This is a genomic window from Ruegeria sp. BG7 (genome assembly GCF_056535685.1).
On record NZ_JBQFIU010000001.1, the window covers coordinates 2,244,070 to 2,264,175 of the forward strand.

The 20,106-nt window shown below is 57.3% G+C and carries 17 protein-coding genes; 13 read left to right on the forward strand and 4 right to left on the reverse strand.

Going from position 1 to position 20,106, the window contains the following annotated elements; genetic code table 11:
- The first annotated feature begins 2 nt into the window (after window positions 1-2).
- On the forward strand, window positions 3-758 hold the full coding sequence (radC, locus tag ACR3EH_RS11120) for a RadC family protein (RefSeq protein ID WP_171184587.1): 756 nt from the start codon (window positions 3-5) through the stop codon (window positions 756-758).
- Between the two features lie 3 nt (window positions 759-761).
- Here radC and ACR3EH_RS11125 read toward each other — a convergent pair whose 3' ends face one another.
- The 3 genes from ACR3EH_RS11125 to secA all read right to left on the reverse strand — a co-directional run bounded on the left by ACR3EH_RS11125 (window position 762) and on the right by secA (window position 6,072).
- Complete coding sequence (locus ACR3EH_RS11125; RefSeq protein WP_171184585.1) at window positions 762-2,312, reverse strand: phosphate ABC transporter substrate-binding/OmpA family protein; 1,551 nt, start codon at window positions 2,310-2,312, stop codon at window positions 762-764.
- 24 nt (window positions 2,313-2,336) lie between these two features.
- The gene (locus tag ACR3EH_RS11130) at window positions 2,337-3,254 is read right to left on the reverse strand and encodes a hypothetical protein (RefSeq protein ID WP_171675798.1); all 918 of its coding nucleotides are present in this window, start codon (window positions 3,252-3,254) and stop codon (window positions 2,337-2,339) included.
- Between the two features lie 100 nt (window positions 3,255-3,354).
- Complete coding sequence (gene secA, locus ACR3EH_RS11135; protein ID WP_171184581.1) at window positions 3,355-6,072, reverse strand: preprotein translocase subunit SecA; 2,718 nt, start codon at window positions 6,070-6,072, stop codon at window positions 3,355-3,357.
- 176 nt (window positions 6,073-6,248) lie between these two features.
- Here secA and ACR3EH_RS11140 point away from each other — a divergent pair, with 176 nt between their 5' ends.
- Genes ACR3EH_RS11140 through mutT form a run of 3 tightly spaced genes read left to right on the forward strand, consistent with a single transcriptional unit; the run spans window position 6,249 to window position 8,725 of the window.
- Window positions 6,249-7,097: a peptidylprolyl isomerase gene (locus ACR3EH_RS11140; protein WP_171648209.1), complete on the forward strand. Its 849-nt coding sequence runs from the start codon at window positions 6,249-6,251 to the stop codon at window positions 7,095-7,097.
- A 6-nt stretch (window positions 7,098-7,103) separates the two neighbouring features.
- Window positions 7,104-8,330, forward strand: coding sequence for a bifunctional glutamate N-acetyltransferase/amino-acid acetyltransferase ArgJ (gene argJ / locus ACR3EH_RS11145; protein WP_171184577.1), 1,227 nt, complete (start codon window positions 7,104-7,106; stop codon window positions 8,328-8,330).
- Window positions 8,327-8,725: an 8-oxo-dGTP diphosphatase MutT gene (gene mutT / locus ACR3EH_RS11150; RefSeq protein WP_171184575.1), complete on the forward strand. Its 399-nt coding sequence runs from the start codon at window positions 8,327-8,329 to the stop codon at window positions 8,723-8,725. Before argJ ends, mutT begins: the two co-directional genes overlap by 4 nt.
- 99 nt (window positions 8,726-8,824) lie before the next feature.
- On the opposite strand, the gene ACR3EH_RS11155 is transcribed toward mutT, so the two are convergent.
- Window positions 8,825-9,190 carry a cupin domain-containing protein gene (locus ACR3EH_RS11155; RefSeq protein ID WP_171092925.1) on the reverse strand — a complete coding sequence of 122 codons (366 nt, stop codon included), beginning with the start codon at window positions 9,188-9,190 and terminating at the stop codon, window positions 8,825-8,827.
- A 323-nt stretch (window positions 9,191-9,513) separates the two neighbouring features.
- Here ACR3EH_RS11155 and ACR3EH_RS11160 point away from each other — a divergent pair, with 323 nt between their 5' ends.
- The 9 genes from ACR3EH_RS11160 to ACR3EH_RS11200 all read left to right on the forward strand — a co-directional run bounded on the left by ACR3EH_RS11160 (window position 9,514) and on the right by ACR3EH_RS11200 (window position 20,033).
- Window positions 9,514-11,478, forward strand: a complete 1,965-nt coding sequence (locus ACR3EH_RS11160; protein WP_171184797.1) for an AMP-binding protein — start codon at window positions 9,514-9,516, stop codon at window positions 11,476-11,478.
- A 52-nt stretch (window positions 11,479-11,530) separates the two neighbouring features.
- A complete protein-coding gene (locus ACR3EH_RS11165) occupies window positions 11,531-12,349 on the forward strand; it encodes an ABC transporter ATP-binding protein (RefSeq protein WP_171184573.1) in 819 nt (272 codons plus the stop codon).
- 29 nt (window positions 12,350-12,378) lie between these two features.
- The gene (locus ACR3EH_RS11170; RefSeq protein WP_171092928.1) at window positions 12,379-13,365 is read left to right on the forward strand and encodes a branched-chain amino acid ABC transporter permease; all 987 of its coding nucleotides are present in this window, start codon (window positions 12,379-12,381) and stop codon (window positions 13,363-13,365) included.
- Between the two features lie 3 nt (window positions 13,366-13,368).
- Entirely contained in the window at window positions 13,369-13,626 is a 258-nt protein-coding gene (locus ACR3EH_RS11175; protein WP_171178538.1) for a hypothetical protein, read from the forward strand.
- Window positions 13,627-13,629: 3 nt separating this feature from the next.
- A complete protein-coding gene (locus tag ACR3EH_RS11180) occupies window positions 13,630-14,706 on the forward strand; it encodes a branched-chain amino acid ABC transporter permease (RefSeq protein WP_171178536.1) in 1,077 nt (358 codons plus the stop codon).
- A 74-nt stretch (window positions 14,707-14,780) separates the two neighbouring features.
- Window positions 14,781-16,064 (forward strand): ABC transporter substrate-binding protein, encoded by a 1,284-nt coding sequence (locus tag ACR3EH_RS11185; RefSeq protein WP_171092935.1) that lies wholly within the window; start codon window positions 14,781-14,783, stop codon window positions 16,062-16,064.
- 111 nt (window positions 16,065-16,175) lie between these two features.
- A complete protein-coding gene (locus ACR3EH_RS11190; RefSeq protein WP_171092937.1) occupies window positions 16,176-17,009 on the forward strand; it encodes an ABC transporter ATP-binding protein in 834 nt (277 codons plus the stop codon).
- Window positions 17,010-17,028: 19 nt separating this feature from the next.
- Window positions 17,029-18,246, forward strand: coding sequence for a phenylacetate--CoA ligase family protein (locus ACR3EH_RS11195; RefSeq protein WP_171184571.1), 1,218 nt, complete (start codon window positions 17,029-17,031; stop codon window positions 18,244-18,246).
- A gap of 122 nt (window positions 18,247-18,368) precedes the next feature.
- On the forward strand, window positions 18,369-20,033 hold the full coding sequence (locus tag ACR3EH_RS11200; protein WP_171184569.1) for an ABC transporter permease: 1,665 nt from the start codon (window positions 18,369-18,371) through the stop codon (window positions 20,031-20,033).
- Window positions 20,034-20,106 lie beyond the last annotated feature (73 nt).

Sequence of the window (20,106 nt, forward strand, 5' to 3'; positions counted from 1 at the left end):
CTATGACCCAGAACGCCTTTGCCGAAGCCCCTATGCTGTTTGACACGGACGAAGCGCCCGCGCAGCCGCTGCCCTCTGGTCGGTTACCCTCCTACATCAAAGACCATCGCAAGCGGCTGCGCGAACGGTTCATGGCAGGTGGGTCAGCGGCAATGCCGGATTACGAGTTGCTGGAACTGGTGCTGTTCCGATCCATCCCGCGACAAGACGTGAAGCCGCTGGCGCGTGCGTTGATGGATGCGTTTGGCGATTTCAACCGCGTGTTGACCGCGCCCGAAGAACGACTGCGCCAGATCAAGGGCGTGGGCGATTCGGTGGTCACCGACCTTAAAATCCTTGAGGCTTGCGCCCACAGGATGGCGCGTGCGCGGGTGATGCAGCGGCATGTGATCTCGGGCTGGGATGCGCTGCTGGACTATTGTCACACCACCATGGCCCATCGTGAGACCGAGCAGTTTCGGGTGTTTTATCTGGATCGAAAAAACGTTCTGATCGCAGATGAAGAGCAAGCCAAAGGCACCGTTGATCACGTGCCGGTCTATCCGCGCGAGGTTGCCAAACGCGCGCTGGAGTTGAATGCTTCGGCTTTGATTTTGGTCCATAACCATCCGTCTGGTGACCCAACGCCTTCGCAGTCGGATATAGATATGACCAACCGTATTCAGGATGCGTGTTCGGCGTTGGGGCTAACCTTGCACGATCATCTGATCATTGGGAAATCGACCGAATTGAGTTTTCGATCGGAAGGATTCCTGTAGCGCTTACTGAACCCAGATTTCGACCCGACGGTTAACTTTGCGGCCCCATTCGGTGTCATCGCACGCCATTGGCATCGCTTCACCAAACCCTTCGGCAGATATCTCGATACCCTCGGGCAATGACGATTCCATTGCCGCCAGCACAGTATTTCTCACGGTTTGAGCGCGCCGCAAGGCGATGCGGGCATTGGCAGCGGCCCCGCCATCACCGTCGCTGAAGCCAGCAAACACCAGCTTGCGCGCCTTCAGCGTTCCGGTTTCAAGCATTTGCGCCAAGTGTTGAATGTTTGAACGAGACTGCGCATCGGGCCGCGATGATCCGGGTTCAAACCGAACGGACAAGGACAGGCGCGACAGCGGACGCAGCGTGTCGATCATACGCTGCAATTCTTCCAGTTCGACCTCAGCGCCGCCGGTAACAATAGCGTTGGCAAGCCGGTCGCCCTGCACGCCAATTGGCAGAGTTTCAGGCGATTGATCCACATAACCAGCGCCCCGTATCGCCATCTGTGCGCCGGGGCCTTGGGTATATGCCAGAAACTGCCGCGCGATCCGTGGCAGGCGTCGATCCGGCAGGTAGAGGAACATCGGCAGGGTCAGCGGATAATCCTCGGTCTTGATTGATTGTCGGGTGGCGGCAAGCGGATGCCCGCAGCCTCCGGTCAACGGCAGGGGGCGCGTGCCATCAGCTGTGGCTTTGCTGGCTATCCCAATTGAAAAGGGGTCTTTGGCCACAGCATCTGTCAGATCGCGGATTCGGCTGTGCGGGATCGCTGTCGGTGATAACTCCGCGTCCACGGTTTTCAGGACCTGGTCTTCAACAGCTTGTGCAAGCCCGGATCCCATTTCCGGGACATGCAGGGCAATCGGTGCGTCCGGGCCGCCCAAATCCATCCAATTGGTCACATCCCCGGATAGAACGCGGGCCAAATCCGCCATCGAGATTTGCTGCATCATGCTGTCGGCAGCGACCACCGGGACCATAGCGTCCAACGCAATGACGCGCGAGCGCCGCGCCCGCTTCAGATCGCCCAGACCTGTGGCTTCGGCTTCCTCTCGTTCTGACTCGCGCACCTCCCGCTGGGCCATCACAATATCTGTCTGACCCGCAACCAGATCCCTGAACCCACGCGCCGTTGTTCCAACGTCAAAATAAAACCGTGCAAGTGGTGCTGAGCGGTCAGCCTGCCTGAGCTCATAGACAAAGCTGTCCGAATCTACGCGGGCTGGGGTTGCTGTTAGGTTCTCTTGCTGTGCGAACCCTATAATGAGTGCGGGAAGAACCGTTTCAGCCATAACGGATGAGCCGGAAAACCACAGCTCAGCAACAAAATCCGTCAGGTTTGGACAGGCGGGGCCGTCGCAGGTGACGCCAGAGCCATCTACTGTCAGCGGGCCAAACTGAGTCTCAACGCGATAAAACTCGCCGTCAAAACCCAGCAGATTGCCGGTTATTTCGACCTTGCCGTCATGCGACGTCAGCGTGATGTCCTGCGCCAAAGCGCCGGTGGCAAATGAAATCAGCGCAGCTGCCGCTACACGGAATAATGTCATAAGAGAGTCAAACCTGCCTGCGGATTACTTTGCCGCGATTGTCAGGTCTGAGAGCAGATTATTCAACACCAGAAACTCACCTGCGTGTGAACAATCGGGCAGGTCCAGCGACATGTCGCGGGATCGTAGGCGGCGGTCTGACAAAAGTTCTAACGCTTGCACGTTCAGAGTATGCCCGCAATTTGCCTCGGTCACTTCTGCTTCGACCGTCAGATTGATTGTGCCAGACCGATCTGAAGCGCCGGACGGGAAGGAATAAACTTCGATATTCTGCGTTTTGCTCAATCCCTGTTGACCAAGTCGCACAATGTCGCCTGTTCCTTGCGCCGAAGCATCATCCCACACGTGGCCATCGCCGCCATAGCTGGCGCCGAACTCCAGAGCATGGATCTGCAATTCGGTCTCACCCTGCCATTGCAGGGCAACGCGATTGTACTTGGCAATGTCAGAAACGTGAGTGGTGGCGACAGTGCCGGTTTCGTCTTCGAATGAAATCAGAAAAATCGCATATTCCGACAAGGCCGGGATCGTCATTTGCAGCGCACCGGACGTGTCAGTCATCTGACTTACCGTCAGGCCGCTATGATGGACCTCGACCCGTTCTTCCGCGTTACAAGGCGCTTTAAGTGTCAGGCGGGCCATCGCGCCCGGAACAGCGGTAGCGCGGGCGCTGATGTTGCAATCTGTCGGTCTGACCGCAGAGGGAACCCCACGAGGTACAGGAGGTGCATTGCCGGGAATTGCGTCAGACGGTGTGGCCGAGGTCAAAACGATATCCTCCAGCCCGGACAAAACCGAAGACTGTTCTGATGCCGATGCGACATCAATACCCGCCTGCGCGGCGTTACGCTGCGCAGAAGGTCCGTTTTGCATCAGGTAGCCGATGCCCAAAGCACATGCCACCGTTCCGCACATGGTCACGTAGTTGCGAACTACAAACAAGACACCCTCCCCAGTTGAAGGAGCAGCTTGCACTCTCGCTACGAATCGCGGCTAATTTGTGGCCGCGAGGCGGACTCATTGTGAACAGAGGGCGTTAACGTTAGGTCAATCGACCGTGGCAGTGTTTGAACTTTTTGCCGGACCCGCAGGGGCAGGGATCGTTCCGCGACGGGTTCCCCCAGGTTGACGGGTCAGTCTCATCAAACCCGGGCAACGCATCGCCAGATGCCGCAGCTTCGGCTTTGGCTTCGGCCTGACCAGCGGCTTTGTCCACCGCCTGTTGCGCCTGTGCCTGCTGTGCCGCCATCTGGGCAAGCATCTCTTTCTGCTCTTCCTCAGTCAGGGGGCGCACGCGCGACAATTGCTGCGTGACGGTTTCGCGCAAGCTGTCCAGCATCCCTTCGAACAACTGGAAGCTTTCGTTTTTGTATTCGTTCAGCGGATCGCGCTGGGCGTAACCGCGAAAACCGACAACCGAACGCAAATGTTCCAGCGTCAACAAGTGCTCGCGCCATTTGCTGTCGATGGTTTGCAGCAATACCTGTTTTTCGATGTTGCGCATGTTTTCCGGACCAAAGGCGACGGCTTTTTGCGCCATCATCTCATCTGCGGTCTTGATGAGACGCTCGCGCACCTGTTCGTCGTCCACGCCTTCCTCAGCGGCCCAGTCCTGAACCGGCGCGTCGACGGTCAGCTTGTCTTTGATTGCTTCATGCAGCCCGTCTGTATCCCACTGGTCCGCATAGGACTTTGGCGGCATATATTCGTCGATCAGATCGTCGATCACCTGTTCACGCATATCCGAGACGATCTCGGACAAGTCATTGGCTGACATGATTTCGCGGCGTTGGCTAAAGATCACCTTACGCTGATCGTTCATCACGTCGTCGAACTTGAGAACGTTTTTCCGCATGTCAAAGTTGCGGCCTTCGACCTTAGATTGCGCACGTTCCAGCGACTTGTTCACCCAAGGGTGGACGATCGCCTCGCCTTCTTTCATGCCTAGCGTCGTCAGAACCTTGTCCAGACGTTCCGAGCCAAAGATACGCATCAAATCGTCTTCAAGGCTCAGGTAGAACACAGTGCGGCCCGGATCGCCCTGACGGCCCGAACGACCACGCAGCTGGTTGTCGATGCGGCGGCTTTCGTGGCGTTCAGACGCCATGACGTACAGGCCGCCCGCCGCCAGAACCTTTTCTTTTTCCTCAGCGTGGCGCGCTTCTTCTGCGGCCCGCAGTTCGGATGGATCAGCCTCGGGGTTTTCGGCCAGTGCCTTCAGTACTTTCATTTCGACATTGCCGCCGAGTTGAATGTCGGTACCACGACCGGCCATGTTTGTGGCAATTGTCACGGCACCCAAACGGCCTGCATCCGCAACGATTTGCGCCTCTTGCTCGTGCTGACGGGCGTTCAGAACATTGTGCTCGATGCCTTCTTTGGTCAGCATTTGGCTCAACAGTTCAGATTTCTCAATGGACGTAGTGCCCAGCAAAACAGGCTGGCCTTTTTCCTGAGCCTTTTGGGTTTCGCTGATCATTGCACCGTATTTTTCCATTGCGGTGCGATAGACCTGATCGTCCTCGTCGATCCGGGCAATTGGCTTGTTGGTTGGAACCTCGATCACGCCCAGACCGTAGATTTCCTGAAATTCCTCAGCCTCGGTCAACGCGGTCCCGGTCATACCGCCCAGCTTGTCATACAGGCGGAAGTAGTTCTGGAAGGTCACGCTGGCCAGCGTCACGTTTTCGGGCTGGATCTGCACACCTTCCTTGGCCTCAATCGCCTGGTGCAGGCCTTCAGACAGGCGGCGGCCCGGCATCATGCGGCCGGTGAACTCGTCGATCAGAACAACGTTGCCGTCACGCACGATGTAGTCTTTGTCGCGTTGGAACAACTTGTGTGCGCGAAGGCCCTGATTGACGTGGTGCACGACTGTCGTGCTTTCCGGGTCATACAAGGAATGGCCTTCTGGTATCAGCCCGGTCTCAAGCAGCTGAGCTTCCAGAAACTCGTTGCCCTCATCGGTGAACGTCACATTGCGCGACTTTTCATCCAGCGTGAAATGATCATCGCTGAGCGTTGGAATCAGCGCGTCAATCGCGGTGTACAGATCCGAGCGGTCCTGTGCGGGTCCCGAGATGATCAGCGGCGTCCGCGCCTCGTCGATCAGAATCGAGTCGACCTCGTCCACAATCGCGAAGTTGTGGTGTTTCTGATAAACCTGTTCCAGATCTGCCTTCATGTTGTCGCGCAGATAATCGAAACCCAGTTCGTTGTTGGTGGCGTAGGTGATGTCGCACTTATATGCGGCCATCTTTTCTGGATCGGGCTGACCCGACCAGATCACGCCCGTGGTCATGCCCACAGCGGCAAATACTTTGCCCATCCATTCCGAGTCGCGCTTGGCCAGGTATTCGTTCACTGTGACCACATGCACACCCTTGCCGGTCAGCGCGTTCAGATAGGCAGGGAAGGTTGCAACCAGTGTCTTACCTTCACCCGTCTTCATTTCCGAGATGTTGCCCTGATGCAGGAAGATGCCGCCCATCAACTGCACGTCAAAGCCGCGCAGGCCCAAAGCACGCTTGGCCCCTTCGCGCACGTTTGCAAAGGCTTCGGGCAGCAGATCATCCAGGCTTTCGCCATCCAGAGCGCGCTTGCGTAGTTCCTCGGTCTTGTCGATCAGGCCCTGATCCGACAGTTTTTCAAACTCTGGCTCCAATGCGTTGATCTTTTCGATCAGGGGGCGGGTCGCCTTGATCTTGCGGTCGTTCGGTGTTCCGAACACCTTTTTGGCGAGCGTTCCGAGTCCCAGCATGTTCACTCCAGCGGATCTGTTCTTGTCTTGGTTTCGACAGGCTTGCCCACCTTGCGCGCAACCCATAGATACGGGGGGTGAAAGGCGGCCCTGTCCAAGGCTTCAAAGCGATGTAAGCGGCAGGTTCCAGAGTGTCAACGCTGCGCCCTGTCGCGGCAAGGAAATAGGATGATTCAATGCCCAAAGGCCTCACTTTTCTGCCATCGCTGGCTCTGACTGCCATGATGGCACTGCCGCTGGCCGCCGAAACCAAGCCCGACGCGTCCACAGTTTTGGCACGTGTGAATGGCGACGAAATCACACTTGGTCACTTGATTGCGACCGTTGCTGCGCTGCCTCAGCAGTACCTGCAGGCTGAAGATGATGTTCTGTTCGACTTTGTGCTGGAGCAGATGATTCAACAGCAACTGCTGGGCCAGCAGCAGGAAGATCTGACCACCGAAAACGCCCTGCGGTTGGAAAATGAAAAACGCTCGTTGCGTGCAGTACAGACTGTCACTGCGTTGACGGAAGCTGCCGTCACGGATGAGGCCATTCAGGCGGCCTATGATGCGCAGTTCAAAGATTTCGCGGGCGAAGATGAATTTGACGCCAGCCATATTCTGGTCGAGACCGAGGAAAAAGCAAAAGAGCTGAAGGCGCAGTTGGATGATGGTGCCGACTTTGCCGAGCTTGCACGCGAGAACTCGACCGGACCGTCCGGCCCAAACGGAGGTGCGCTTGGCTGGTTCGGCAAAGGCCAGATGGTACCCGAATTCGAAGGTGCCGTGATCGCGTTGGAAAAAGGGCAGATCTCGGACCCGGTTCAGACCCAATTTGGCTGGCATCTGGTCAAGCTGAACGACAAGCGCAAGACCGAAGCGCCTGAATTGGACGTTGTGCGCGAAGAGCTTGTGCAGACGATCCAGCAGGAGGCCATTCAGGCCCGCATTGATGAACTGACGCAGCAGGCTCAGATCGAGCGTCCCGCATTGAAAGGCGCAGGCCCCGAGATCATGCGCCAACTGGATCTGATTCAGGAGTAAAGACCCGTGGCCAAGATCACCAAGGTTTCGCCGCTGGCCCCAGCGTCTTTCCCCGATTTGCCCGCGATTGACGGTGTGCGTTTCGCAACTGTCGAGGCCGGCGTGCGTTATCAGGGCCGTACCGACGTCATGCTGGCGGTTCTGGACCCAGGCACTTCGGCGGCCGGGGTCTTTACCCGCTCGGCCACACGGGCTGCGCCGGTGCTGGATTGTCAGGACAAGATCGGTGGGTCCAGCGAAGGGCCTGCGGCGATCCTGGTGAACTCGGGCAATGCCAATGCCTTTACAGGTCACTATGGCCAGACCTCGGTGGCCGAAGTGACACAAGCCGTGTCCAAGGCCACTGGCGTTCCGGTAGAACGTGTCTTTACCTCGTCCACCGGCGTGATCGGCGAACCGCTGCCGCATGACCGTATTGTATCGCAGCTTGAGACGTTGAAATCCGGCCTGAGCCGCCATGCCATCGAGGATGCGGCACGGGCCATCATGACCACCGACACCTTCCCTAAGGGCGCATCAGCGCAGGTCGAGATTGGCGGAAAAACAGTCTCTATTGCGGGGATTGCGAAGGGATCCGGCATGATCGCGCCCGATATGGCGACGATGCTGGTCTATATCTTCACCGACGCACAGGTCGAGCAATCGGCGCTGCAGTCCATGCTGAGCGCGCAGACTGACCGGACCTTCAACTGCATTACCGTAGACAGCGATACGTCGACCTCGGACAGCCTTTTGCTGTGCGCCACCGGGGCATCTGGCGTGGACGCCACTGGCAATTTCGCCTTTGCCGAGGCTTTGGAAACCGTGATGCTGGATCTCGCGCAACAGGTCGTGCGTGACGGGGAAGGGGCAACGAAATTCGTAGAAATTCGTTTGACCGGAGCCGCTACGGACGCCGACGCCAAAACCCACGGGCTGGCCATCGCCAACTCTCCGCTGGTCAAAACCGCCATCGCGGGCGAGGACCCCAACTGGGGTCGTATCGTCATGGCCATTGGCAAATCTGGCGCGGCGGCGGATCGTGACCTGCTGAGCATCTCGTTCGGCGACATTCTTGTGGCGGAAAAAGGATGGGTCAGCCCTGACTACCGTGAGGAGGATGCGGCCGAATATATGAAGGGTCAGGACCTTGTGATCGCGGTCGATCTGGGGCTGGGCGAGGGTAAATCCACCGTCTGGACCTGCGACCTGACCCATGGATATATCGAGATCAACGCGGATTACCGTTCATGAAGACAGTGTTAGTGTCTGCCGTTGCCCTGATCGACATTGAGGGCCGCGTCCTGCTGGCCCAACGTCCCGAGGGCAAATCCATGGCCGGTCTGTGGGAATTCCCCGGCGGAAAAATCGAACCCGGCGAAACCCCCGAAGCCGCGCTGATCCGCGAATTGCATGAGGAACTGGGCATCGACACCTGGGCCTCGTGCCTTGCGCCGCTGACCTTTGCCAGCCACAGCTACGATGATTTCCACCTTCTGATGCCTCTGTTTGCCTGCCGCAAGTGGGAGGGGATACCGCAGTCCAATGAAGGTCAGGCGCTGAAATGGGTGCGCGCGAATGATCTGCGGAACTACCCGATGCCTGCGGCGGATGTGCCATTGATCCCGATATTGCGGGATTGGTTGTAGGTTCGAGCAGCGTTTTTGTACCTAAGAAGCGTATCCGACTTAGACCTAACTTAGTTTTTTTATGATCTGTCCTGATCGCAACGATCGCGCGGGCCAGGATCATTCATATTGTATAATCACCGCTTCGAAATCGCCTCGGCTGATCACCTCTGTGTGATGGCCTTTCCCGTGTTTGTCTTCCATGTGCCACACGTCACCTGGCCTGATTTCCCGAGCTTCACCATCGCTTGCGGTAACTTTCACCGCGCCTTTCAAGCAGATGAGTCTTTGTTTGACAGGTGTAGGATGAATTGGCTCGTTCCACCCCGCCCTCAACCTGAGAAATAGAACTTGTCGGGCGGGCTCTGGTTCCGAAATCTCGATCTCTCGGGCCGGTGGGGCAAAGCTGCGTTCGTTCAGAATCACGGGCACATCTTCCCAATGGCTTTCGCCTTTGTGATCAGAGAAAAGTTTGAAAAAATGCACAAGTCGATCCCTTCAAATTTGGTCATTGCTGATCACATGATAGGAGAAAATCCGTCCTGCAGATCAAGAGATCAAACCTGATTTTCCTGCCAAAAACCGCCAACCGCCAATGAATTCTGGCAGGTTGCACAGCTTGTACAGCTCGAAACACCGTCCATCCAGCCCTGTTACAATTCGTAAGAATTGAGAAAACATCAGGCAAAACTTGACGTTGATCTTTCCTGCGTCCCTTATCGGGGCATCGACAACTGGGGCGTGTTCCCGATCTGTCGTTTCCGGCTCGGAGGAGGGGCCGGATGGGGAGGAGAAAAAGATTGGCTCAGATGCAGTCGGGCGCTGAGGGGTTAAGCTCCCTTCCGGCGCTGTTACACCGCAACGTGACCCAGTTCGGGGATGCCCCGGCCTATCGGGAAAAGGAATTCGGGATCTGGCAATGCTGGACCTGGGCGGAAGCCGCCAAGGAAATCCGCGCGATTGCGCTTGGGTTTTTGGAATTGGGTGTTGAGAAAGGCGACCATATCGCCGTCATAGGCCGCAACCGTCCCGCGCATTACTGGTCGATGGTGGCTGCGCAGATGGTCGGCGCAGTTCCGGTGCCCCTGTATCAGGACTCGGTCGCCGAAGAGATGGCCTATGTGCTGGAACACTGTGGTGCGAAATACGTCGTGTGCGGTGATCAAGAGCAGGTCGACAAGGTCATCGAAATTCAGGAAAACCTGCATCAGGTCAAACACATCCTCTATACCGACAAGCGTGGAATGCGGAAGTATGACCATTCCCAGATGAACGCGCTTGAGGACATCATGGCCGAGGGCAGTGCCGGTCATGCACGATTTGATGCGGAACTGGACAAGCGCATCGCTGCGATCACTTACGACGATACCTGCGTGATGCTTTATACTTCGGGCACCACGGGCAAACCCAAGGGTGTGGTGTTGTCGAACCGTAATGTTATCGAGAGCGCCAAGAACTCAGCCGAGTTTGATCATCTGACGCGGAACGAAGACATTCTCTCTTACCTGCCGATGGCCTGGGTCGGAGATTTCATTTTCTCGATTGGTCAGGCCTATTGGTGCGGTTTCTGCGTGAACTGCCCCGAAAGCGCCGACACGATGATGACGGACCTGCGCGAGATCGGGCCGACCTATTTCTTCGCACCGCCGCGCGTGTTCGAAACGCAGCTGACCAATGTGATGATCCGGATGGAGGATGCGGGCAAGCTGAAGCAGCGCATGTTCCACCACTTCATGGCGCACGCCAAGAAGGTCGGAGGATTGCTGCTGGACGGCAAACCGGTGGGCTTTGGCGATAAGCTGAAATACGCGTTGGGCAATATGCTGGTCTACGGCCCGCTCAAGGATACGTTGGGCTATGGCCGTTTTCGCGTCGGCTATACCGCGGGTGAGGCGATTGGGCCGGAAATCTTTGATTTCTACCGCTCTTTGGGCATCAACCTGAAACAGCTTTACGGTCAGACCGAGGCAACCGTCTTCATCACCGTGCAGCCCGATGGTGAAGTGCGCGCCGACACAGTTGGGGTTCCCGCACCGGATGTGGAGCTGAAGATCGACGACAAGGGTGAGATTCACTACCGCTCGCCCGGTGTGTTTGTTGAGTATTACAACAATCCCGATTCGACGGCCTCAACCAAAGATGCCGAGGGGTGGGTGGCCACCGGGGATGCGGGGTTCATTGAAGAGACCTCGGGTCACTTGCGGATCATCGACCGGGCCAAGGACGTGGGCAAAATGGCCGATGGGTCGATGTTTGCGCCGAAGTATGTCGAGAACAAGCTGAAGTTCTATCCCGATATCCTTGAGGTCGTGCTGTTCGGAAACGGCAAGGATCGCTGCGTGGCCTTCATCAATATCGATCTCACGGCGGTCGGAAACTGGGCAGAACGTAACAACGTGGCCTACGCGTCATATCAGGAACTGGCAGGTCATCCCCGCGTGTTAGAGACGATTCGAAGCCACGTGGAAGAGGTCAACAAGTCGGTCGCGGCAGATGAAATGCTGTCGGGCTGCCAGGTGCATCGCTTTGTGGTTCTGCACAAGGAACTGGATGCTGATGATGGCGAGATGACCCGGACCCGCAAAGTGCGTCGCGGCTTTGTCGAGGACAAGTTCCACGACATCATTGCCGCGCTATATGACGGGTCCAAGAGCGTTTCGACCACCACCGAAGTGACCTATGAGGATGGCCGCAAGGGCTCGATCAGCGCGACGCTGGAGATCGTAGACGCGCCGGTTGTGCCGGTCGCGCAACACAAGGTTGCGGCGGAATGAGCGCCGCTCGACCTGTCGCCCGTCGTCTCGTTTTCGTGTCAGGGAGTAACTGATGCTGGATAATTCCGAAGGATATGTCACCGAAGACGGCCGCAAGATCGGCGGTGTGGTGATGGAGATGAAGAACATCACCCTGCGCTTTGGCGGTGTGGTGGCGATCAAGGATATCTCGTTCGACATTCGCGAGGGTGAGATCCGGGCGATCATCGGCCCGAACGGCGCGGGTAAGTCCTCGATGCTGAACGTGATCTCGGGCTTTTATGTGCCGCAAGAGGGAGAGGTCTGGTTCCACGGCTCAAAACGCCCGCCAATGCGGCCTTTTGAGGTGGCGCAGCAGGGCATCGCGCGGACGTTCCAGAACATTGCTCTGTTTGAAGGCATGAGCGTTCTGGACAACGTGATGACCGGGCGGCTGAGCTTTATGAAAACCAACATGTTTCAGCAGGCGTGGTGGAAGGGCAAGGCTGAGGCGGAAGAGACGGAGAACCGTGAGGCGGTCGAGAAGATTATCGATTTCCTTGAGATTCAGCACATCCGCAAAACGCCGGTGTCCCGCCTGCCCTATGGTTTGAAAAAACGCGTTGAATTGGCGCGAGCGCTGGCGGCGGAACCCAAGCTGCTGCTGCTGGATGAACCCATGGCAGGCATGAACGTTGAAGAGAAAGAGGACATGAGCCGCTTTATCCTCGACGTGAATGATGAGTTTGGCACAACGATTGCTCTGATCGAACACGACATGGGCGTCGTGATGGACCTGAGTGACCGGGTGGTTGTGATGGATTACGGCAAGAAGATCGGGGACGGCACACCTGATGAGGTGCGCAACAATCAAGAGGTCATCGACGCCTATCTGGGGGTCAGCCATGATTGATATCCAGACAGATATTTGGGGAGGCGCAGATGCCTGAACAACTCGTATTTGCGATGGAGGTCATCCTCAACGGTCTCATGGCCGGGGTGCTCTATGCTCTGGTCGCGCTGGGCTTTGTGCTGATCTACAAGGCTTCGGGGATTTTCAATTATGCGCAGGGGGTTATGGCCCTGTTCGCAGCGATGACGCTGGTTGGGATCATGAAGGGTCAGGTGCCGTTTGCGCATCTGATCAACGCGATTTTCGGAACGCATATCCACTACTTTGGATGGAACGTACCCGCTTTGGTGGCGATTATCCTTACAATGGCGGTGATGGTTCTGCTGGCCTGGGCGGTACAACGTTTTGTAATGCGCCATCTGGTCGGACAAGAGCCGATCATCCTGTTCATGGCGACCATCGGTCTGGCCTATTTCCTTGAGGGCGTGGCCGACCTGATGTGGGGGTCCGAAATCAAGACGCTGGATGTGGGGCTGCCTCAGGGGATCAACCTGTGGATCGACGAGACGACCTTTAACATCTTCGATTACGGCTTCTTCATCGACAATCTGGACATCGTGGCGACGGTCATCGCGGCGCTTCTGGTGGCTGCCTTGGTGGCGTTCAGCCAATACACCAAACAGGGCCGTGCGATGCGCGCGGTGGCGGATGACCATCAGGCGGCGCTGTCGGTTGGCATTTCTCTGAACTTTATCTGGATCATGGTCTGGTCGGTCGCGGGCTTTGTCGCGCTGGTCGCGGGGATCATGTGGGGCACCAAATCTGGTGTGCAATTCTCGCTGTCTTTGATCGCGCTCAAGGCGCTGCCGGTGCTGATGCTGGGTGGGTTTACCTCGATCCCCGGCGCCATTGTGGGCGGGCTGATCATCGGTGTGGGCGAGAAACTCTTTGAATTCGCGCTTGGCCCCGCCTTGGGCGGCGCGACCGAGAACTGGTTTGCCTATGTTCTTGCACTGATCTTCCTGGTGTTTCGACCGCAAGGTCTGTTCGGCGAGAAGATCATTGAGAGGGTGTAGTGCATGACCAAGCTGATCGCCATCATCAACGTGATCGCATGGGCAGGTTTCTGGGCCTTCGGGTATATCGCCCTGACCTCGGATGATCTGACCGAAGGCCAGCTGACCATCGCCGCGATCCTAGCCTTTGCGGGCCTGATCATGGGGGTCCTGGCCTACTTGAAACTGGTGCGCGCCTCGGAGGCGAGCGGATACGCCAAAGGATCCAACCAACTAGACGCCGCAGCCCGGAACCGGGCACAGGAAGAATGGGGAAAGTAAGACATGTTCTATCGTGAAGCCGGGGATTTCAAAACCTCGTACATTGATGACAGCCAGACCTTCCCGATCAAGTTCGACCGGTACCGGTATTACGTCGTCCTGGCCGTGGCTTTTGGGATCATTCCCTTCATCATCAACGACTATTGGGCCAACGCGCTGCTGCTGCCGTTCCTGATCTATGCGATTGCCGCGATCGGGCTGAACATTCTGGTGGGCTATTGCGGACAGGTCAGCCTGGGCACCGGTGGTTTCATGGCGGTCGGGGCCTATGCCTGCTACAAGCTGATGACCGCTTTCCCCGATGTCAGCATGTTCATCCACGTGATCCTCGCCGGGGGCATCACAGCCTTTGTGGGCGTCTTGTTTGGCCTGCCCTCACTGCGGATCAAAGGGTTTTATCTGGCCGTGGCCACGTTGGCGGCACAGTTCTTTCTGGTGTGGCTCTTCAACAGGGTGCCGTGGTTCTACAACTATTCCGCATCAGGTCAGATCAACGCGCCCGAGCGGGACGTGTTCGGCATCATCATCACCGGTCCGAATGCGCCGGCCTGGGCCACATACCTGTTCTGCCTGATCTTCCTGACAGTCTGCGCCATCATTGCGCGTAACCTGACCCGTGGAACAACAGGTCGGACCTGGATGGCGATCCGCGACATGGACATCGCAGCCGAAATCATTGGAGTGAACCCGCTCAAGGCCAAGCTCACGGCATTTGCCGTCAGTTCGTTCTTTGTCGGCATCTCGGGCGCGCTGTTCTTTGCGGTTTACCTGGGTGCAGTCGAAGTGGGCGAGGTCTTCGGTATCCAGAAATCATTCCTGGTGCTCTTCATGGTGATTATTGGCGGGTTAGGCTCGATCTTTGGGTCATTCGCCGGGGCGGCCTTCCTGGTTTTGCTGCCTGTGGTTCTAAAGCTGCTTGGTGTCGACCTGCTTGGCTGGCCGACAGATATCGTGGCGCACCTGAACCTCGTGATTGTGGGTGCACTGATCATCATGTTCCTGATCCTCGAACCGCACGGGCTGGCCCAATTGTGGCGCGTTGCGAAAGAGAAACTCAGACTCTGGCCATTCCCGCACTAAGGGACTGGCCCAAGGAAAAGACAGGCGGAAAGCCTGAAACACAACATCGGATCAATCAAGGGAGGAGACACCCGATGAACAAGAAACTGGCAACCCTGGCGCTGGGCGCCGTGATGGCCGCAGGTCCGGTCATGGCCGACCTTGTGTTCCCGTCGCTCAGCTACCGGACTGGCCCTTATGCTGCAGGCGGTATCCCGTTTGCTGACGGCTACGCCGACTATTTCACCCTGCTGAACGAGCGCGATGGCGGCATCGGTGGTGTTCCGGCCCGCGTGCTGGAATGCGAAACCGGGTATAACACCGAAAAAGGTGTGGAATGCTATGAATCGACCAAAGGCGAAGGCGCGCTGGTTTATCAGCCGTTGTCGACCGGCATTACCTATCAGCTGATTCCCAAGGTGACCGCAGACGGCATTCCGCTGCACACGATGGGATATGGCCGAACCTCGGCGGCGAACGGTAAAGTGTTCAGCCACGTGTTCAACTATCCTGCCAACTACTGGAATGGCGCGTCAGGCGCGATCAACTATCTTCTGGAATCAAATGGCGGAGATCTGAGCGGCAAGAAGATCGCGCTGGTCTATCACAACTCGGCTTACGGCAAAGAGCCGATCCGCACGCTCGAGACACTGGCCGAGAAGCATGGCTATGACCTGACACTGCTTCCTGTCGACCACCCTGGTCAGGAACAAAAGTCGCAATGGCTGCAAATTCGTCGTGAAAAGCCTGACTTTGTCATCATGTGGGGCTGGGGTGTCATGAACCAGGTTGCGGTTCAGGAAGCTGCCAATATCCGCTTCCCGATGGAAAACTTCATCGGTGTATGGTGGTCCGGCGCTGAATTCGACGTGCAACCCGCAGGTGAAAAGGCCACCGGTTACAAGGCGCTGACCTTCACCGGGCTGGGTGACGATTACCCAGTTTATGACGATCTGCAGAAATATGTTGTCGATTCTGGCAAGGCCGCAGGTGCGGGTGATCAGCTGGGCACGGTGCAATACAACCGTGGTCTTTATGCAGCGATGCTTGCCGCTGAAGCGGTGAAAACCGCGCAAGAGATGCACGGCACCGCAGATATCGACGCGTCGATGATGCGCGATGGCATGGAAGCGCTTGAAATCACCAACGCCAAGATGGAAGCGCTGGGCATGGCCGGGTTTGGACCTGAATTCGCGGTCTCGTGTGACAATCACGGCGGTCCGGGTCTTGTCGGTGTTGTCCAGTGGGATGCAGCCGCTGGAACATGGAACCCTGTTCAGGATTTCAAGCCAACTGACGTCGAGGTCATCAACGCGCTGATCGAGGAAGACTCGGCAGCCTATGCGGCCGAAAACAACATCTCGCAGCGCTGCGAGTAAACCAACCCAGTGTCCCGGAACCTATCCGGGGCACCCTAACATTCGGAGTGGCGGTTTCGCTGCCGCTCCTTACAGACGCCCCAAGCTGGGCAGGCATGAGGACACGCGCTGATGCTGGATGCGGCAAATACCACTGACGTGCAGGCGGAAACCCTGCTTGAAGTCAACAATATCGAGGTGATCTACAATCACGTAATCCTCGTGCTGAAGGGCGTCAGCCTGACTGTGCCCAAAGGCGGTATCACGGCATTGCTGGGAGGCAATGGCGCTGGCAAGACGACAACCCTCAAGGCTGTGTCAAACCTGCTGCATTCGGAACGGGGTGAGGTCACCAAAGGCTCGATCAAGTATCGCGGTCAAAGCGTACATGAAAGCGACCCGGCTGATCTGGTGGAAAAGGGCGTCATCCAGGTGATGGAAGGTCGCCACTGTTTTGAACATCTGACTGTTGAAGAAAACCTGCTGACGGGGGCCTATACCCGCAAAGATGGGTCTGCAGCGATCCAGCAGGATCTGGAACTGGTCTACAACTATTTCCCGCGTCTAAAAGAACGCCGCAAGTCACAAGCGGGCTATACCTCGGGCGGTGAACAGCAAATGGTTGCCATGGGTCGGGCCTTGATGTCGCGGCCCGAAACGATCCTGTTGGACGAGCCCTCGATGGGTCTTGCGCCGCAGCTGGTCGAAGAGATTTTTGGCATTGTGAAAGACCTCAATGAGAAAGAGGGTGTGTCTTTCCTGCTGGCTGAGCAGAACACCAACGTGGCTCTGCGGTTTGCGCATTACGGATACATTTTGGAATCCGGACGCGTGGTGATGGATGGCCCTGCTGCCGAGCTGCGCGAGAACCCGGATGTTAAAGAATTCTACCTCGGCATGTCAGATGAAGGCCGCAAAAGCTTCCGTGACGTGCGGTCTTACCGCCGTCGCAAGAGGTGGCTGTGAGCGGATGGAGGATATTGCGATGACCTATTTCGATTCACTCGAAACCCGTTCGGCAGACCAACGCGCCTCCGATCAGGCGGTAGCACTTGTAGAACAGATCAAGCGCGTGTCATCCGCGCCCGGGTTCGCGGCGCATCTGACGGATTCAGACACTAATAAAGTGGTTTCGACCGAAGATTTGCCGCTTTTGCCGGTGTTGCGAAAGTCGGACCTGACCCGCGCGCAGGCAGAACGGCCGCCCTTCGGTGGGTTTACGGTGAAGCCCGCGCGGCATTTTCATCATGTATTCCAGTCGCCGGGCCCAATTTATGAACCGGGCAGCACGGATCACGACTGGTGGCGCATGGGGCGGTTCCTGAATGCTGCGGGTGTAGGCGCCGGTGATATTGTGCAGAACTGCTTTGGCTATCACCTGACCCCGGCGGGCATGATCTTTGAAAACGGAGCCCGTGCAGTCGGGGCGGCGGTTCTGCCAGCTGGAACTGGTCAGACCGAGTTGCAGGTTACAGCCGCGCGGGATGTCGGTTGTACGGCCTACGCAGGAACGCCGGATTATCTGAAAGTCATTCTGGACAAAGCCGATGAGATGGGCGTTTCGCTGAATTTCTCGAAAGCTGCTGTTGGCGGCGGGGCGCTGTTTCCGTCATTGCGTCAGGAATATGCGGATCGCGGAATTTCGTGCCTGCAATGTTATGCGACGGCGGATCTTGGTAACATCGCCTACGAAAGCGCAGCAATGGAAGGGATGATCATCGACGAACATGTGATCGTCGAGATTGTCACCCCCGGAACTGGTATACCGGTCGCCCCGGGTGAAGTGGGTGAGGTTGTTGTGACCTCTTTGAACCCTGATTACCCGCTCATCCGCTTTGCGACAGGGGATCTGTCGGCGGTGATGCCGGGGGTTTCGCCTTGTGGCCGCACCAACACGAGGATCAAGGGCTGGATGGGCCGCGCGGACCAGACCACCAAGATCAAAGGTATGTTCGTGCGCCCGGAACAGGTAGCGGCACTGGTCGACAAACATGACGAGATTGTCAAAGCCCGCGTCATCGCGATGCGTCAAGGCGAGATGGACACGATGACCGTACAAATCGAAAGCGCAGGCGGGGATAACCCGGCCTATGCTAAGTCGGTGGCCGAAGTGCTGAAGCTGAAAGGCGCGATCGAGGTTGTAGCCCCGGGCTCACTTCCCAAAGACGGTTTGGTCATCGAGGATCAAAGGGTCTACGAATAGCTGCAAAAAACACGTCTGCGGCGTTAAATGCCGCAGATTTGTTGCCGGGTGCACTGGTGTTTCCGAGTTTTTTGGTCGATTAAAGGCGGACCTTTCGCCTTTGCCAGTCACAAGCCGGGATGATGGCCCAGATCGAATACTCACAAAACGGATCGCGCAATCGTGGCGTACGCGGGACCCGCCTGCTGGCTGGGATCGCTTACCTTGTGGCGGCGGCTTGCCTGCTGCCCATGGTTGCGGTGGTGCTGGCAGCGGTGACGGGTGGGACCGATACGATCTCGCACCTGATGCAAACCGTTCTGCCGAGTTATACGGTGACCACCCTGATCCTTGTGGTGCTTGTCGCAACAGGTACGTTCTGCATCGGCACCGGCGCGGCCTGGCTGGTGACGATGACCCGATTTCCGGGTGTGAGGTTTCTTGAGATTGCCCTGGTTCTACCATTGGCTTTCCCGGCCTATGTTCTGGCTTATGCCTACACGTTCATTCTGGACCATCCGGGGATCGTACAAAGCACATTGCGGGACGTAACGGGCTGGGGTCCGCGCGACTATTGGTTCCCGGAAATACGCTCGACCGAAGGTGCAGCGGTGATGCTGATCCTTGTTCTGTACCCCTATGTCTATTTGCTGGCGCGTGCCGCGTTTCTGCAGCAAAGCGCAACGGCGTTTTTGGCGGCCCGGGCGTTGGGGAACAACCCGTGGCTGGCGTTTCGGCGCGTTTCGTTGCCAATGGCACGGCCGGCGATTGCGGGCGGCGTTCTGTTGGCGGTGATGGAGACCATCGCGGATTTTGGCACCGTTTCGTATTTCGGCGTGCAGACCTTTGCGACCGGTATCTACACCAGTTGGTTTTCCATGGCGGACCGCGCGGCGGCGGCGCAATTGGCGCTGTGCCTTCTGGTCTTTGCCTTGGTCATGGCTATGGCTGAACGCACCCAACGCGGAAAGGCGAAGTATTATCAGGCAGGAAAACAACATGTGGCGCAACCGGCAGCCGATCTGACGGGCCTGCGCGCCTTTGGGGCCTTTCTGCTGTGTGCGATACCGGTTCTGTTCGGGTTCTTGCTGCCTGTGATCATTCTGGTCGAGATGGGGCTGGAATCGGAACAAAACCTACTGTCGCGGCGCTATATCGAGTTTATCCAGAACTCGCTGACTCTGGCCGGAACGGCAGCGGTCATCACTGTCTTTGCGGCGATCAGCATCGGGTTCTTCCAACGTCTCAGGCCCGGACGGGCGTCCTCTGCGACGGCTTATCTGGCGCGGTTGGGATATGCCGTGCCGGGGGGCGTGATTGCGGTGGGTCTGATCGTACCGTTCGCCGGGTTCGACAATGCGCTGGATGCCTGGATGCGCAAGACATTCGATGTATCCACCGGATTGCTGGTCACAGGTTCGATCTGGTTGCTTGTCGCTGCCTATATGGTGCGGTTCCTGGCAGCCGCGCTCAGCGCCTATGAAGGGGGTCAAAGCACGGTGCACGCCAATATGGATGCTGCTGCGAGGTCACTGGGTCAGTCACCGCTGGGGACCTTGCGGCGTGTTCATTTGCCTATTCTGACGCCTTCCCTGTTGACGGCGCTCTTGATCGTATTCGTGGACGTAATGAAAGAATTGCCCGCCACGCTGATCATGCGGCCGTTCAACTTCGATACCTTGGCGGTGCAAGCCTACAGGTTGGCTTCGGATGAGCGGTTGGAGGGCGCGGCAGTGCCATCACTGGTCATTCTGGCCGTTGGTTTGTTGCCGGTGATCCTGATTTGCCGTCAGGTTGGTCGGCGGTAACACTTCTGCCTGAATTACCAAGTTGTAACGCATCAGGCTTGATTCAAACGCGATTTCCGGCAAGGCTGGAAGT

Bases quoted from the DNA above. Each gene is read 5' to 3' on its own strand.
- ACR3EH_RS11140 (WP_171648209.1), top strand. From the start codon at position 6,249: ATGCCCAAAGGCCTCACTTTTCTGCCATCGCTGGCTCTGACTGCCATG.
- ACR3EH_RS11170 (WP_171092928.1), top strand. From the start codon at position 12,379: ATGCCTGAACAACTCGTATTTGCGATGGAGGTCATCCTCAACGGTCTC.
- ACR3EH_RS11125 (WP_171184585.1), bottom strand. From the start codon at position 2,312: ATGACATTATTCCGTGTAGCGGCAGCTGCGCTGATTTCATTTGCCACC.
- secA (WP_171184581.1), bottom strand. From the start codon at position 6,072: ATGCTGGGACTCGGAACGCTCGCCAAAAAGGTGTTCGGAACACCGAAC.
- ACR3EH_RS11165 (WP_171184573.1), top strand. From the start codon at position 11,531: ATGCTGGATAATTCCGAAGGATATGTCACCGAAGACGGCCGCAAGATC.
- ACR3EH_RS11190 (WP_171092937.1), top strand. From the start codon at position 16,176: ATGCTGGATGCGGCAAATACCACTGACGTGCAGGCGGAAACCCTGCTT.
- ACR3EH_RS11175 (WP_171178538.1), top strand. From the start codon at position 13,369: ATGACCAAGCTGATCGCCATCATCAACGTGATCGCATGGGCAGGTTTC.
- radC (WP_171184587.1), top strand. From the start codon at position 3: ATGACCCAGAACGCCTTTGCCGAAGCCCCTATGCTGTTTGACACGGAC.
- ACR3EH_RS11195 (WP_171184571.1), top strand. From the start codon at position 17,029: ATGACCTATTTCGATTCACTCGAAACCCGTTCGGCAGACCAACGCGCC.
- ACR3EH_RS11200 (WP_171184569.1), top strand. From the start codon at position 18,369: ATGGCCCAGATCGAATACTCACAAAACGGATCGCGCAATCGTGGCGTA.
- ACR3EH_RS11185 (WP_171092935.1), top strand. From the start codon at position 14,781: ATGAACAAGAAACTGGCAACCCTGGCGCTGGGCGCCGTGATGGCCGCA.
- ACR3EH_RS11180 (WP_171178536.1), top strand. From the start codon at position 13,630: ATGTTCTATCGTGAAGCCGGGGATTTCAAAACCTCGTACATTGATGAC.
- ACR3EH_RS11160 (WP_171184797.1), top strand. From the start codon at position 9,514: ATGCAGTCGGGCGCTGAGGGGTTAAGCTCCCTTCCGGCGCTGTTACAC.
- mutT (WP_171184575.1), top strand. From the start codon at position 8,327: ATGAAGACAGTGTTAGTGTCTGCCGTTGCCCTGATCGACATTGAGGGC.